10 protein-coding genes and 2 rRNA genes are annotated in these 15,334 nt (G+C 55.3%); 2 read left to right on the top strand and 10 right to left on the bottom strand.

The window, feature by feature from the left end:
• Position 1: 1 nt before the first annotated feature.
• The 7 genes from FB556_RS07580 to FB556_RS07605 form a co-directional block, all read right to left on the bottom strand.
• Entirely contained in the window at positions 2-616 is a 615-nt protein-coding gene (locus tag FB556_RS07580) for an NUDIX domain-containing protein (RefSeq protein ID WP_141866326.1), read from the bottom strand.
• Positions 616-2,331 carry a DNA repair protein RecN gene (gene recN / locus FB556_RS07585; RefSeq protein ID WP_141866328.1) on the bottom strand — a complete coding sequence of 572 codons (1,716 nt, stop codon included), beginning with the start codon at positions 2,329-2,331 and terminating at the stop codon, positions 616-618. Before recN ends, FB556_RS07580 begins: the two co-directional genes overlap by 1 nt.
• 10 nt (positions 2,332-2,341) lie before the next feature.
• Positions 2,342-3,484, bottom strand: a complete 1,143-nt coding sequence (locus FB556_RS07590; RefSeq protein ID WP_141866330.1) for an NAD kinase — start codon at positions 3,482-3,484, stop codon at positions 2,342-2,344.
• Positions 3,485-3,583: 99 nt separating this feature from the next.
• Complete coding sequence (locus FB556_RS07595) at positions 3,584-4,390, bottom strand: TlyA family RNA methyltransferase (RefSeq protein ID WP_141866332.1); 807 nt, start codon at positions 4,388-4,390, stop codon at positions 3,584-3,586.
• Complete coding sequence (locus FB556_RS13415; protein ID WP_170200408.1) at positions 4,391-4,549, bottom strand: hypothetical protein; 159 nt, start codon at positions 4,547-4,549, stop codon at positions 4,391-4,393.
• Complete coding sequence (locus tag FB556_RS07600; protein WP_141866333.1) at positions 4,542-5,369, bottom strand: HAD-IIA family hydrolase; 828 nt, start codon at positions 5,367-5,369, stop codon at positions 4,542-4,544. Before FB556_RS07600 ends, FB556_RS13415 begins: the two co-directional genes overlap by 8 nt.
• A 3-nt stretch (positions 5,370-5,372) precedes the next feature.
• Positions 5,373-6,458, bottom strand: coding sequence for a tetratricopeptide repeat protein (locus tag FB556_RS07605; protein ID WP_141866335.1), 1,086 nt, complete (start codon positions 6,456-6,458; stop codon positions 5,373-5,375).
• An 851-nt stretch (positions 6,459-7,309) separates the two neighbouring features.
• Here FB556_RS07605 and FB556_RS07610 point away from each other — a divergent pair.
• On the top strand, positions 7,310-8,743 hold the full coding sequence (locus FB556_RS07610) for an NAD-dependent malic enzyme (RefSeq protein ID WP_141866337.1): 1,434 nt from the start codon (positions 7,310-7,312) through the stop codon (positions 8,741-8,743).
• Between the two features lie 67 nt (positions 8,744-8,810).
• Here the strand turns inward: FB556_RS07610 and FB556_RS07615 are convergent, their stop codons facing one another.
• Entirely contained in the window at positions 8,811-9,926 is a 1,116-nt protein-coding gene (locus FB556_RS07615; RefSeq protein WP_141866339.1) for a pyridoxal-phosphate-dependent aminotransferase family protein, read from the bottom strand.
• A 1,016-nt stretch (positions 9,927-10,942) separates the two neighbouring features.
• On the opposite strand from FB556_RS07615, the gene FB556_RS13870 reads away from it, so the two are divergent.
• Positions 10,943-11,302, top strand: coding sequence for a cupin domain-containing protein (locus tag FB556_RS13870; protein ID WP_141866341.1), 360 nt, complete (start codon positions 10,943-10,945; stop codon positions 11,300-11,302).
• A 77-nt stretch (positions 11,303-11,379) separates the two neighbouring features.
• Here the strand turns inward: FB556_RS13870 and rrf are convergent.
• A 5S ribosomal RNA gene (rrf, locus tag FB556_RS07625) occupies positions 11,380-11,496 on the bottom strand.
• Positions 11,497-11,792: 296 nt separating this feature from the next.
• A 23S ribosomal RNA gene (locus FB556_RS07630) occupies positions 11,793-14,886 on the bottom strand.
• Positions 14,887-15,334 lie beyond the last annotated feature (448 nt).

A 15,334-nucleotide genomic window follows, 5' to 3' on the forward strand; every position in this document is an offset into this window, starting at 1 on the left:
ATTAGAACGGTGCGTGAGCCGATCGGGCCTGATGTTGGCCGGTCAGAACCAGGTGGGCTGTCAGAATGCCGGCGATTGCGTTAACGTTTCGAACGGCCCCGGTCATTACGGCTTGCAAAGCTCGATCAAATGGTACCCAGCGCAGGATCAGATGAGCTTCTTCGGCTTCGCGTTGGTGACGTTGCTCTGAGAGGACGTCGTCGATGTCTTGGGCTAAGAATATCCGGATGGCTTCTGCTGAGGATCCTGCTGAAGGGTAGTGGTCCACCAACACCGACCATTGTCTCGCTTGCAGATCAGTCTCTTCTGCCAATTCGCGCTGCGCGGCGGCTAACGGGTCTTCCCCTTGGACGTCTAACAGCCCCGCGGGGATTTCCCAGCAGTCTTGTCTCACCGGGTGCCGGTATTGGTTGATCATCGCTATCCGCTGTTGATCGTCGACGGCCACGATAGCAACTGCACCAGGGTGGGTAATGTATTCACGCGTCAGGGCTTCGTCAGTGCCCGACAGCGTGAAGGTGTCGCGTTGGATATCCCAGATGGCGCCATGAAATACCGTTTCCTGGTGTTGGACCGCTACACTCCGGTCCGTATCTTGCAAATCCTGATGAGCCATTAGTGTGAAGTCTCCAAGAGTTCTTTGGCATGTTCGCGCGCAGAAGTTGAATCAGCATGCCCCGCCAACATGCGCGCCAATTCGGAGATCCGATCTTCGCCAACCAGTTCGCTGACATCGGAAGTCGTGAATCCTGCTTCAACATTTGGGGCTTTGTTGACGCGCAGATGTCTATCGGCATATGCCGCCACCTGTGGTAAGTGGGTCACGACGATGACTTGTACGTGCTTGGCCAGTCGGGCTAAACGACGACCAATCTGGACGGCGGCCTCACCGCCGACACCGGCATCAATCTCATCGAAAATAAAAGTCGGGACCGGATCCGTGTTAGCCAGCACGACTTCCAAAGCCAGCATGATACGAGATAACTCACCACCAGAAGCTCCTTTGCCAAGTGGTCGAGGCTCGGAACCCGGGTGCGGTTGAAGCAGCAGCGCAATCTCATCGAGCCCATGGGGTCCTGGTTGTTCAGCCGGAGTGATTGCCACCGAGAACTGCGCGGTGGGCATAAGCAATCCATGAAGCTCTTTGGTGACCTCCTCCCCCAGTTGTTTGCCAGCTTGCTGGCGAAGCGTGGTGAGCGCGGCCCCTTCTTCTTGAAGACGTTCAGACAGTAGGTGTTGCTGTCCTTCCAGATATTCGATGCGTTCGGTATCACCGTGAAGTTCATCCAAGCGAGGGCGTTGTTCCTCAGCCCACCGAACTACATCAGCTAGGTCCGGTCCATAGAGCTTTTTGAGACGGTTCAGCTCTGCCAATCTGGATTGCGCTTGATTCAGGGCGGCAGGACCCTCATCAGTCAGACTGGAGGCGAACTGAGAGATTTCTGCGGTGATATCTGCGATTTCAATACCGACCGAAGCCAACCGCTTGCCGATCTCTTCGAGCTCATCCACCTGACCAGGAGTTTGGGCAATGACTTGTCGAGCAGCTTCAACAAGCGATTCCGCGCTGGGGGCATCGAGATTATAGTCATCGCCTGATAAGGCAGTGGTTGCAATTCGTGCTGCGTCCCGGAATTCTTCGGCAGATTCTAGCCGTTTGATTCGCTCCTGGATCGCTGCATCCTCGTTTTCTTCAATGTTGGCATTGTCGATTTCCTCCAGGCTGCGCTGCAGGTTTTCGGCTTCCAAAGCGCGCTCCTGTGCCTGGCTCATGAGTTCCTGGAGTTCTATCGATGTGTCCTGCAAGCTGGTATAGGTCCTCCGATAAGCAACCAGCGCTTTGGCAACACCTCTGCCTCCGTAGGCGTCCAGGGCGTGTCGTTGGGCGGTCGTGGATTTCAACCGGAGCTGATCAGATTGGCCATGAATCGCTACGGCGTGCTCCCCAATTTCCGAAAGTAAAGCCACCGGAACACCCCGCCCGCCGGCAGTAGCCCGCGAGCGCGTCCCGGAACCCGAGGCGCTGATTGCACGCGTAATCACCAGGTGCCGGTCGCTATTATCTTCATCGAGAATCGCACCGGCCTCTTCAGCTGCCTTGATCGCCCCGTGGTCGGCGGGTAGAACGAACCCTGCCTCAACCGTTGCTTTGGTATCGCCTGCGCGAATGGCACCGGCATCCGCACGGGCTCCCAGCAGCAGGTTCAGCGCAGTGACCACCATCGTTTTCCCGGCACCGGTTTCACCCGTGACAACATTGAAGCCGGGGTCGAGCTCGACCGTCGTTTCTTCGATGACGCCCAACGAGTTGATCGACAGGTGTTCTAGCATGCGTTACTCCCTACTCGTCCTCAGCTGGTGGTTTCGATACTTCGACAATCTCTTTTTCGTCGGCCTTAGTCACAATCGGGATCGGTGTCGTTCGTGGTGGGACCATATCTGGCCGCGGTGCTGCATGATGTGGTTCAACGATTCGGATACCCTGTGAATCAGCTAAGGATCGATGCCAGCTATCTTGATCTCGACGGGCACGCTCGCGTGCGTCAATTGCTGCACGGTCAGATGCGCTAATCGAGCCTCGCCAGCCTTCAGTAGGCAGATCAAATTTACGCACGAGTCGTTCAGAAAACGGCGTAAGAGCTAGTCGAGCAAGTTTGACTGGATGAGCGGAGCGTGTCGCTTCAATCCGTGCACCAAACGGCAGATCCACGGTTCGGCGTCCATCGCACCACAACACACCATTTTCGTTGCTGCGTTGTAGGACATCCACCGAGATCACGGATTCCGGTGCCACCACCAGAGGGCGAGCAAAGAGTGCATGTGCGGACAGTGGCACCATCAGCATAGCTTGGACCTCAGGCCACACAATGGGCCCGCCACCGGAAAATGCGTACGCTGTCGAGCCGGTTGGTGTAGCCATGACTACACCATCACAGCCAAAAGACGAAATGGGACGATTGTCTACCCCAATAACTACCTCAAGCATGCGCTCACGGTTGGATTTCTCCACGGATGCCTCATTCAGGGCCCAGGTATGAGCTACGAGGTGTTTGCCGACCAAGACTTTGACATCAATGGTCATGCGCTCTTCAACCAGATAATCCTTGTTGACAATGGCCGAGACCGCAAGCTCCAGATCGGCTTGTTCTGCTTCGGCAAGAAATCCAACGTGACCGAGATTTACAGCCATTAATGGCAGATTTGATTCACGAACCATCTCAGCTGCGCGAAGGACGGAGCCATCACCGCCCAACACCATCCCCAGTTCGACATCGTGCAATGAGGACCTGGTATCAATCGCTTCGACACCGGCCTCGTGGGTCAGTAACACACCGTTGTGGATGGCTTCGTGCATCACAGCAGCATCATGTGGCAACATGACCGGCGTCAGTCCGGCCGCACGCAACAATCCGATGGCCCGCAATGCAGATTGCATGGCCTTTTGGCGCCCCGTGTGAGCCAAAATCAAAACTCGCCGGCTCATGGTTCTCCTTTGTTTATACGTATTGCCTAACACACCAATCTAGCCGCTTTAGCTTCTTTTGTTACCCTGTCAAGCGCGCTGTGGAGATTGGGTCACGGATTAATCAGCCCACTGGACACGTTGCGCGTCCAACCACTGTGAGACTTCAATTGTGGCATGCAGATGTGCTCCTGCGACATCGTAGGTCGCCCAGAAGAAGAATTCTTTATTGCCATCTTGGCCTGGTAGTGGACTCGTTGCTACCCCTTGAGGCACTAAGCCTTGAGCCAAAGCAGCCACAATCACGTCCAGCACGGCTTCTCGCCGTTGGTGCGGATCGGTAACGACACCGGTTTTCGGTAGGCGCTCACGCCCGATCTCAAACTGTGGCTTGATCATCAACACCACATGAGACCCTGGAACACACACCGAAACTAGCGCGCCGACGACTAGCGTCAAGGAGATAAAGGAGAGATCGGAGACGACCAGGTCTACGGGTTGCCCGATATCTGTTAACCCCAGATATCGGACGTTGAGTCCTTCATGGGCTTCGACTCGCGGGTCGACCCGCAACCGCTGAATTAGTTGATCATGACCGACATCGACAGCCACCACTTCTCGGGCGCCTCGTTGTAGCAAGACGTCAGTGAAACCGCCGGTCGATGCACCGGCATCAAGACAACGTGCCCCGGAGACGTCGATGGTGTGGAAAACGTCCAATGCTCCAGCAAGCTTGTGGCCCGCACGAGAGGCATACTGCGGCCCAGATACGGTAAGTCGGATCACATCCCGATCGACAACCTTGGTAGCAGGTTTTGTCACTTTTTGACCATTGACGATCACTTCGCCGGCCTGAATGTGTTTAGCGGCTACGGTTCGTGACGTTACAAGTTGACGCGATACGAGTGCTTGATCGAGACGTTGCATCTATTCGCCTTCCGGCCTGTGCTCTTCAGGAGCATTGAGCAGTTCCGTCAGTTCTGCAAGGACACGCTCGTACGTAGCTAGCTCGTCGGCAGGTGAGAGCTCGTCCACACTACCTAGGCGTTCTGCGATTTCGGCTGGAAGACTCTGTAAGTCAGGCATTATGACTCCGGAGGTCATCGCTGGGTTCTTGTAACAACACGCCAAGACCGGGTAGCAACCAGGTTGGGGTTACGACCGAGCGGTGATCACCGATATCTTGGCGTCGGTGGATCCCTGTCTCCACGAGCGCGGCATCATACCCGGCATTGGCAGCACCCAGCACGTCGGTATCTAATCGATCCCCGACCACCAGGGGCTTGGTCATCGAAAATTTCTGGGCCATAGTGGTAAACATAACCGGCGCAGGCTTACCAGCAGCCACTTCTGGGCGTGTTCCGGTGGCCTGCGCTACGGTATTGACCAACGAGCCGTTGCCAGGCGCAATCCCGTGACTCAAGGGGATCGTTAGATCAAGATTCGTAGCCAACCATCCGGCACCCTGTTGAATTGCAAAACTGGCTTGGGCAAGATCATTCCAGCCCAGTTTCGGATTGAATCCCTGGACGACCACCTGTGGTCTGTCTGTAGCGAGCTGGGTGGTTACAAAGCCAGCGGCTCGGATCTGTTGGGTCAGTTGTGGCGAGCCAGTGACGAGGACGGGACCGGCATCGCACTGGTATTTCGCGGTGAGTATCTCAACTACGGCTTGTGCCGAGGTCATCACGTGTTCAGCGTTCGTAGCGACCCCAAGTTCTCTGAGGTGGTCTGCTATCTCAGTCACAGCCTTCGAGGCATTATTGGTAACAAACGCCACCGGGACACCTTGACCGATAAGTACATTGAGAGTCGTGATGGCCTGATCAATGGGTTGCGTCCCTGCATACACGACGCCATCAAGATCACACAGCAGACCGTCGTAGCCATTAAAAAACGTCGTCACGGGCTAACTTTCGCCACCTTCAGCACGTGCTTCATCTTTGGCGGGTGCCGGTGGGAGAACGTCGCGAGCTCGAACCGGCGGCGCGGTTTCGTCGTCTTCATCCGATATATCTAAAATCTCGGGTTCTGGTTCGACATGCATCCCAAGGGCATGCTCAGCTCGAGTCGCCAGACTCGCCCACTTGCGGGCTTCGGTCGTGCGTCCGGCAGCATCAAGAGCGTGGGAGTAGGCGGTGAACAGGCGTGGAGAATAGGAAAAGCCGCGTCGAGGGTTGAGCTCTGGAATCTCTAATGCCTTGAGAGCTTCCTCGGGTTTTTCCTGATCAAGGTGGATACCCGCAAGAACGATCGCCAATTCCACGCGAGAGGTGACCGGCAGCTTTTCACGCGGCACTTCGGCAGCCATTTCAAGTGCTTTTTCAAGCCGCCCGAGTGCCCGCTCTGAGTCAACCATTTCCGGTAAGTGTGCGTTATCACCGGAAATCCGGCGATAGGTGCGAAACTCTCGAAGAGCTTCTGAGAACTTACCAGCGGCATATGCTGTCATGCCAGCAGCTTCACGTACGACGCCAAGGCGACCACCCCGACGGGACGCCGCAAGGGCGTGCGCGAACGCCAGTTCGGGATCGTCTTCCATTAAGCGACCGGCCATGACCAAATGCTTTTGCACCCAGGGGCGATTCTGGTCGTCCAAGGCACTTAGCTCGCGCTGCACGCTCTTATCGAGTTCACGGCCTGTTACATCCGGGGCAATTTCCGGGGAACGTCCACGGTCTGGCCGGTTGGCTGAACGCAGGTCGGCCGGGTTATGTGGAGGCGGGGTACGTTCTACGCGTTCGGCATCTTCATCACGACGACGTGGCTGGCCCTCCCACTTTCGCGGACCTTTACCGCGTCCGCGTTGATCATCCCGGCCTCGCCCGCTGCCACGGCGATCTCCGTCGCGTGGCTGATCGTGCCGTGGGCGTTTACCGAAGCTACCGCCGCGATCACGCTGCTGCCGGTCGCGCGGGGCATCACGATGATCCGAACGCTCCCTGCGTGATGAATCGTCACGATTCTGCGGCTGGTTTCCACTGGTATCGGTCAAAGCTACTACGTCCTTGGGGTTAACGTTGCGCCTGTTGAGGTGCCAGGCAGGTCAATATACTGGCTCTATCCTACAACTGTTCCCGCATAAACCCGCTGGATTTTGACCGTTGACGGCGTCCTTCGCCAATAGCAAGGACTTACCTGCACTGGGGTAACAGTTTCCCCACCACAGGGAGAGCGCAAATTTTCGGTCTCGTCGATCCTTCGATCGCAAAGTCCGGGTCTGCTCCTCCGACGGGAAAATTCGCCAGCAATTGTTGGGAAGACGGCAGGTGCGTTGAACGAGGGGAAATATTTGGGAATGAAGTCATGATGTCTCCTCAAAGACCTCAGGCGCATCGAATGCACCGAATAAAAAAGGGGGCTGGTCTGTGGGGACCCGTCAGAAGGTCAACGGGTCTCAAGAACTCCGGACAGAGGTAGGGCCGAAATCACTCATAGCATCCGCGGTGTTCTCGCAGAGCCGGCAGCTGACGCGTGGACTATATCCACCGTGTGGGTGACAAATCTCTGCGTCAGGATCAGCATCAGATGCTGCATCTTCGAAGCTCCGATAAACGACAACTGTAATTCAACTCACGGTTGATTACTAGACTTTTGCACAAAAATTGCACAGCCTGGCTCAATAAGTCTGAACTCTCATCGGCTGCCTGACATAGCGTGGTATTCTAACAACTCCAAATCATGTGGCCTTTGAGCCTTTACCCAGGCCAGTGCCGCTGCATGTGCTGTCGTCATTTACCCCATGATCGCCAGGTAGTGCACACGAGCCGCTCGTTCAACCACCACAATGCAGAGTCGTGGGTTTTATGACTCTGCTTGATACCTGTTCAAGGAGTTCAATCAAACATGGCAACACCTAGCCCCGGCTATTCGATCATTGTCAAAGTACAGGCCCCAACCACCTTCACTGCTACCAGCGACCTGACCGCCGTAGTTGCCGAGGCCGGAGCCGCGATCACCGCTTTAGATATAGTTGACGCCAGCCATGAGTCCAACATCATCAACCTCACCTGCAACACTCGAGGAAAAGAACACAGTCGCGAGGTCAAGGGCGCTATCGAAGCTGTGGAGGGGTTCGAAGTATTGAGCCTTTCAGATCGTACCTTCCACATGCATCAGGGCGGTAAGCTTCAGACAGTTTCCAAAGTCCACGTCCGCAACCGTGATGATCTCTCCCGGGCCTATACCCCGGGTGTTGCTCGAGTGTGCAAGGCCATCGCAAAAGATCCACAGCGCGCCCGCGAGTTGACGATCAAGCGCAACACTATTGCTGTGGTCACTGACGGTACCGCTGTCTTGGGCCTGGGCGATATCGGCCCTGCAGCGGCAATGCCGGTGATGGAAGGCAAAGCGGTGCTATTCAAGCAATTTGCCAACGTTGATGCCTGGCCGGTGGCTTTGGATACCAAAGACACCGAGGAGATCATTCAGATCGTCAAGGCGCTGGCACCGGCCTATGGTGGCATCAACCTTGAAGATATCTCCGCCCCGCGCTGCTTCGAGATCGAAGCGCGGCTCCGTGAAGAGTTGGATATCCCAGTCTTCCACGACGATCAACATGGTACAGCCATCGTCACTCAAGCCGCACTGAATAACGCACTGAAAGTTGTCGACAAGAAGATCGAAGACGTTCGCATCGTCGTCTCAGGCGTCGGCGCAGCGGGACATGCCATTATCCGTTTGCTCCAGGCTTCTGGTGCCCGGCATATCTTGGCAGCTGGTCGCAATGGCGTACTGGAGCCAAACACAAGCCAACGTGATGAGCACCGCCAGTGGCTTGCCGATAACACAAATGCCGAAGGCTTCTCTGGCAGCCTGAAAGAAGCGCTAGCGGGTGCCGATGTTTTCATCGGTGTTTCTGCACCGAATCTGCTTGACGCCGATGACGTTGCCAAAATGAATGATGGCGCAATCGTTTTTGCCATGGCTAATCCTGACCCAGAGATCTTGCCAACCGAGGCATCTAAACATGCCGCCGTCGTAGCGACGGGCCGATCAGACTTCCCGAACCAGATCAACAACGTGCTGGCATTCCCGGGACTATTCCGCGGCCTGTTAGACGCCGGGGCGTCCGACATTACTGAAGACATGCTCGTAGCCGCCGCGGATGCTATCTCCGGGACGATCACCGATGAAGAGCTGAACCCCAGCTACGTCATCCCTTCGGTCTTCAATCAGAAGGTCGCCCCTGCTGTTGCAGCAGCGGTAGCTGAGGTTGCTGAGCGTAATGGCACTGCCGCCGTGATGACTACCGAGACCCAAGACGATATCGACTTCTAGCGCGCTACTTGTGGAATACGTTGGGACCGGCCAAGTGCCGGTCCCAACTCCTCAATCCGGTCGGTGATTAGGCGTGGTCTAGCGCATCTTTGAGTGCTGCCAATAACAGGTGCGCGTTGGCCTCGGTTGCGTTATGCCCCATCAAACCGATCCGCCAGATCTTGGAGGCATAAGCGCCAGTCCCGGCACCGATTTCCAAATTATATTTACTCATCAGGAAGTTCCGCACAGCAGACGAATCGACACCTTCAGGAACATTAACAGTCGTCAGCTGGGCAAGCCGAGCCCCTTCTTCCGCAAATAGGGTGAGCCCCATAGCTTCCAATCCGTCTTGCAGTGTTTGTCCTGCTGCAGCGTGGCGCGCGTAAACGCTCTCCAACCCTTCGGCAAGTATGCGTTCCAGGCCAGCTTTCAAAGACACCACCATTCCTGTTGGTGCCGTATGGTGATAGGTGCGCTGGCCTCCGGTCGATCCGGTTGCATAGCCTCCCAACAGATTGAGGTCCAGGTACCAATTGGCAGGTTTTTCAACGCGACGTTCAAACGCACGGTCTGAAATCGTGAATGGTGCCAAGCCTGGAGCTACACCCAGGCATTTTTGCGAGCCAGCGTAGGCCAGATCAACGCCCCAAGCATCCAAATTTATCTCTATGCCACCGATGGAAGTCACACAGTCAGCTAATAGTAACGCGTCGCCTTTGTTCTGCCCGAGCTCTTGAATATCGGAAACAACACCGGTGGACGTTTCAGCATGCACCGCAGCGATGATCTTCGGGTTTGGATGGGCGGTAACAACACGCTCAACATCAACAGGTCGACCGTACTCATGCTCAACGGGAATAACTTCGGCACCGTGGCGACCCGCTACCTCTACCATTCGCTCGCCAAAGAGGCCATTAACAGCGACTACGACGACGTCGCCTGGACGTACCGTGTTGACGAAGGCAGCTTCCATTCCGGCCGATCCGGTCGCAGACAATGGGAGTGTTCGCTGATTTTGCGTGCCCCACACCTGGCGCAACATCTCGCTGGTAGCATCCATCACATCAATGAAAGCCGGATCCAAGTGTCCAAGCAAGGGCAGACTCAAGGCCAGATGTGCCTCTGGATACGGATTACAGGGCCCCGGCCCGAAGAGCTGGCGACCAACAATTGGGCTTTCAAACACAGAATTTTCAGTCATAGTTCTCCAGTCTAAGCTCGACGATCGCCGCTGGGTATAGCCTATGTTCGCTTACGACGCCGCACTAACATCAAGTGGCGGCCGTTAGTCGGGTAGATGGTTTACGATGCGCACCCGCTTATTGGCCATCTGTTTATTTGCGCACTGCGAACTTCGGATTATATGAAATGGAGTATGTTCCCCGACGCTCTAAGTCATCTCGACCTTGCTGTGGTTCGTAGCTGAACTGGATTTCACCTCGGCACCACCAATACGAGAGGCTTTAACCTAATGGACAATTAACGGTCAGCTAAGATACCGTGACCCGGCTCTACTTGAATACGTTCAGCGGGTAGTACGTCAGTATTTTTTCGACCAGCGGGGTGTAAGTCGCCCATTCCGTGGTGCAACCGATCATGGCTATCATGACTGCCTGCGCATTGCTGGGCTTTATGAGCACGAACAACGCTCTCGACAGGGTATGTACTCCTACTGAGCGAGATTCCTAGGTCGCGATGGCTCAAAAAATGATGTGCGACGGTTTCTCAGAAGAAGTCTCGTTCATCTTTAGTCCGCGAAGGCCATACCTGCGTGCCCTCTTGCTTCGACCAACTTTCAGGCCGCTGAGGTTAGGATCACTGTGTGATCAGCTGTTAGCGGCGTATTGCATTCACGGTGGTAAGGCCAGCCTGGTTTTCATCAATCCAACAGACACCATAATTTGGAGCTGCTACGCAGCGCATTTCCAAATCGATACTGCTTCTTCAGGATTTGTAGTTGGCATCGCAGCCCTGGGGCCATGGTCAAGAGAGGTATGTCCCTACATCTCAACAAATAGCCAAGAGTCTAACCATGTTGAATGTGTTGTTAACCCGACATTTGCCAGGCGTGGCTTTTGATCGATTGAAGGCTCGTTAGTGGGCATGGTTAGATCTGCGTGCCAATGACTTGTCGGAGCCCTCTCAGGTACAGTGTAAGCACTTGAGTAGCACTGTCACTGTGACCAGCGGCGGTGCCAAGAAAAGGGAGGTTATCTCGTGTCGTACCCACCAGCCCAACTTCAACTAGTCGATCTAAATGCTGAACAGGAGGTATTGCGGGATGCAGCGAACAACGCGGTAGCACGACGAGCCGGAAGCACGGTATATCGTGGAGACGGCGTTCGACAAACCCTTGTAGTAATACTCGCCGGTGAAGAAATGGCTGAGCATGAGAGCCCTCAAGAGGGCTTCGTACATGTACTTGAGGGTAAAATACGGCTCAATGGTGATAACCGCTCCTGGGAAATCTCTGCTGGGCAGCTTTTTCCAGTCCCGCCAGAAAAGCACTCCGTTACTACTCTCGAGGATACGGTTTTAACTCTCACTGTGCTCCGCCAGAGTGTGATCAACCGATAACACAGCCGAAAATTAGTGCTACTTAAAGACGTAAGGCCCAAGTCAAGAATCTTGACTTGGGCCTTACGATAAATGTTGTCCGGCGGTGTCCTACTCTCCCACACCCTCCCGGGTGCAGTACCATCGGCGCTGTGGGTCTTTGCTTCCGGGTTCGGAATGGGACCGGGCGTTTCCCCCACGCTATGACCACCGTAACCCGTGCTCCCGACACCACCCCTAGCAGGGGGTGGGGGGGGGAAATCTGTGGGGTACCGTCCCAACAGGCGGGCTGTTGGGGGTGGACCTGACACTATGCTGTTCTCGTATTGGACGCGGCCCCGACCCCCGCCATGCGCGGGGTGGGGTGATGTTGCTGTAACCGTATAGTCGACGCGAGACCTATAACCTGTGTGGACGTGCTGCGTGTACCCGGTGCTGCCCATCGTGTGGGTCTGGTGGGCCTTTTGCTGCCCACCGCACACACCCGACCATGTTGCCATGGCTAACGGGTGTAGGTAAGTATTTGGTCTATTAGTACCGGTCAGCTTCACACATCTTGAGTCTGTGCTTCCACATCCGGCCTATCAACCCAGTCATCTGCTGGGGACCTCATAAGGAGAATTCATCTTGAAGCCGGCTTCCCGCTTAGATGCTTTCAGCGGTTATCCATCCCGAACGTAGCGAATCAGCCATGCACCTGGCGGTACAACTGACATACCAGAGGTTCGTCCGTCCCGGTCCTCTCGTACTAAGGACAGACCTTCGCAATTCTCCAACGCGCGCAGAGGATAGGGACCGAACTGTCTCACGACGTTCTGAACCCAGCTCGCGTACCGCTTTAATGGGCGAACAGCCCAACCCTTGGGACCTACTCCAGCCCCAGGATGCGACGAGCCGACATCGAGGTGCCAAACCATGCCGTCGATATGAACTCTTGGGCAAGATCAGCCTGTTATCCCCGGAGTACCTTTTATCCGTTGAGCGACGACCGTTCCACAACGAGTCGCCGGATCACTAGTCCCAACTTTCGTTCCTGCTCGACATGCCTGTCTCACAGTCAAGCTCCCTTGTGCACTTACACTCAACACCTGATGACCAACCAGGCTGAGGGAACCTTTGGGCGCCTCCGTTACCATTTAGGAGGCAACCGCCCCAGTTAAACTACCCATCAGGCACTGTCCCTGGACCAGATCATGGCCCGAAGTTAGATATTCACTGCTACCAGAGTGGTATTTCACTGTTCGACTCCACCACCACTAGCGTGGCGGCTTCGTAGTCTCCCACCTATGCTACACAAATACCAGTCAATACCAATACCAAACTATAGTAAAGGTTCCGGGGTCTTTCCGTCCTTCTGCGCGTAACGAGCATCTTTACTCGTAGTGCAATTTCGCCGAGTTCATAGTAGAGACAGCGGAGAGGTCGTTGCTCCATTCGTGCAGGTCGGAACTTACCCGACAAGGAATTTCGCTACCTTAGGATGGTTATAGTTACCACCGCCGTTTACTGGGGCTTAACTTTTCCGCTTCGCCCACAAGTGGGCTAACAGATCCGCTTAACCTTCCAGCACCGGGCAGGAGTCAGTGCATATACCTCGTCTTACGACTTCGCATGCACCTGTGTTTTTGATAAACAGTCGCCTCTCCCTGGTCTCTGCGGCCCTTATCCCCTCACCACCGCAAGGATGGGTCAGGGTCCGGGCCCCCCTTCTTCCGAAGTTACGGGGGCATTTTGCCGAGTTCCTTAACTATGATTATCTCGATCGCCTTAGTATTCTCTACCTGACTACCTGTGTCGGTTTCGGGTACGGGCAAGATGTCACCTCGCGCCGATGCTTTTCTAGGCAGCATAGGATCACCGAATCACCCCCCACGGGGGCGCCCATCACGTCTCAGGCTGCATGTCTGGCGGATTTACCTACCAGACGCCCTACACGCTTAGACCAGGACAATTCCACTGCCTGGCTCGGCTACCTTCCTGCGTCACACCTGTTAATGCGCTTGACTCATTGGATCAGGTCCCACGCGCCCCACCAACACCAGCCCGAAGGCTGACCTGGTGGTTTGGGTGGTTAGTCTCACCAACTCGTCAGGGACGGTGACCTCCTGGTACGGGAATATCAACCCGTTGTCCATCGACTACGCCTGTCGGCCTCGCCTTAGGTCCCGACTAACCCAGGGCAGATTAGCTTGACCCTGGAACCCTTAGTCATCCGGCGGACGGGTTTCTCACCCGTCATTCGCTACTCATGCCTGCATTCTCACTCGCGTCCAATCCACCAGCCGTTCACACGCTGACTTCACCTCGAACACGACGCTCCCCTACCCAACACCACACTGTGGTGCTGTCACGGTTTCGGCGGTGTGCTTGAGCCCCGCTACATTGTCGGCGCAGAATCACTTGACCAGTGGGCTGTTACGCACTCTTTCAAGGGTGGCTGCTTCTAAGCCAACCTCCTGGTTGTCTCAGCAACTCCACATCCTTTCCCACTTAGCACACGCTTAGGGGCCTTAACCGATGATCTGGGCTGTTTCCCTTTCGACGATGAAGCTTATCCCCCACCGTCTCACTGCTACGCTCAACGTGACCGGCATTCGGAGTTTGGCAGACGTCAGTAACCTTGTAGGGCCCATCAGCCAACCAGTAGCTCTACCACCAGCACGCACACGTAACGCTGCACCTAAATGCATTTCGGGGAGAACCAGCTATCACGAAGTTTGATTAGCCTTTCACCCCTACCCACAACTCATCCCCTCCATTTTCAACTGAAGTGGGTTCGGTCCTCCACGCGCTCTTACACGCGCTTCAACCTGGTCATGGGTAGATCACTTCGTTTCGGGTCCAGAACACGCGACTCAACGCCCTCTTCAGACTCGCTTTCGCTACGACTACCCCACACGGGTTAACCTCGCCACGCATCACTGACTCGCAGGCTCATTTTGCAAAAGGCACGCCCTCACCCACCCACAGGCAGGCTCGGACGGATTGTAAGCACACGGTTTCAGGTACTATTTCACTCCCCTCCCGGGGTACTTTTCACCATTCCCTCACGGTACTGATTCACTATCGGTCACAAGGAAGTATTTAGGCTTACCAGGTGGTCCTGGCAGATTCACACGGGGCTCCACGAACTCCGTGCTACTCGGGCAACACGTTACAGCACACATCATGGTTTCAACTACGGGACTGTCACCCTCTACGGTCTGGCATCCACACCAGTTCGTCTACCATCACATGCCACTGCGGTGCACGGCAGCACACCACAACACGCCCCCAACAACCCCGACCATGCAACCCCTGCCGGGTATCACACATGACCGGTTTAGCCTCATCCGCGTTCGCTCGCCACTACTAACAGAATCACTATTGTTTTCTCTTCCTGTAGGTACTGAGATGTTTCACTTCCCCACGTTCCCTCCAACTGGCCTATACATTCAACCAGCGGTCACACGCCTACCCGAAAGCAGACCTGCGGGGTTTCCCCATTCGGAGATCCTGGTATCAAACGCTTGGTTATCAACTCCACCAGGCTTATCGCAGATTCCCACGTCCTTCATCGGCTCCTTGTACCAAGGCATCCACCGTGCGCTCTTAGCAACTTACCCCACCACCACCCCAACCGGGGCAGTGATCGTAAATCACCACAAAATAAGCAAACACATCCCACCACAAGGCAGGATGTCGCACAGATACACAAACAATCACGATCACATCAACCAACCGGCTGATGCAACAAAATCACAAGAAATAAGATGCTCGCGTCCACTATACAGTTACAATCAACAACACCCCAACGAACACACGCACCACGAACCAACCAGTCCGCAGCCGTCATGCTCAGGGCACAACCACCACCAACCACCCCACACAGGGGGCAATCAGCACATTTCGTGGTTGCTCCAAAACCCAACAGTGTACCAAAATCTTTTCGACCCACCCGACACCCGGATCCATGCCTCCACCTACCCGCAACACCATCAGATGCTACCGGCCAGTACTACATGCACCCGAGCCCGACCTGGGCCCAGACCACCAGCCAAGGCTGATGTATTT

This window comes from Enteractinococcus coprophilus, from assembly GCF_006716305.1.
In the GTDB taxonomy this organism is placed as follows: Bacteria; Actinomycetota; Actinomycetes; order Actinomycetales; family Micrococcaceae; genus Yaniella; species Yaniella coprophila.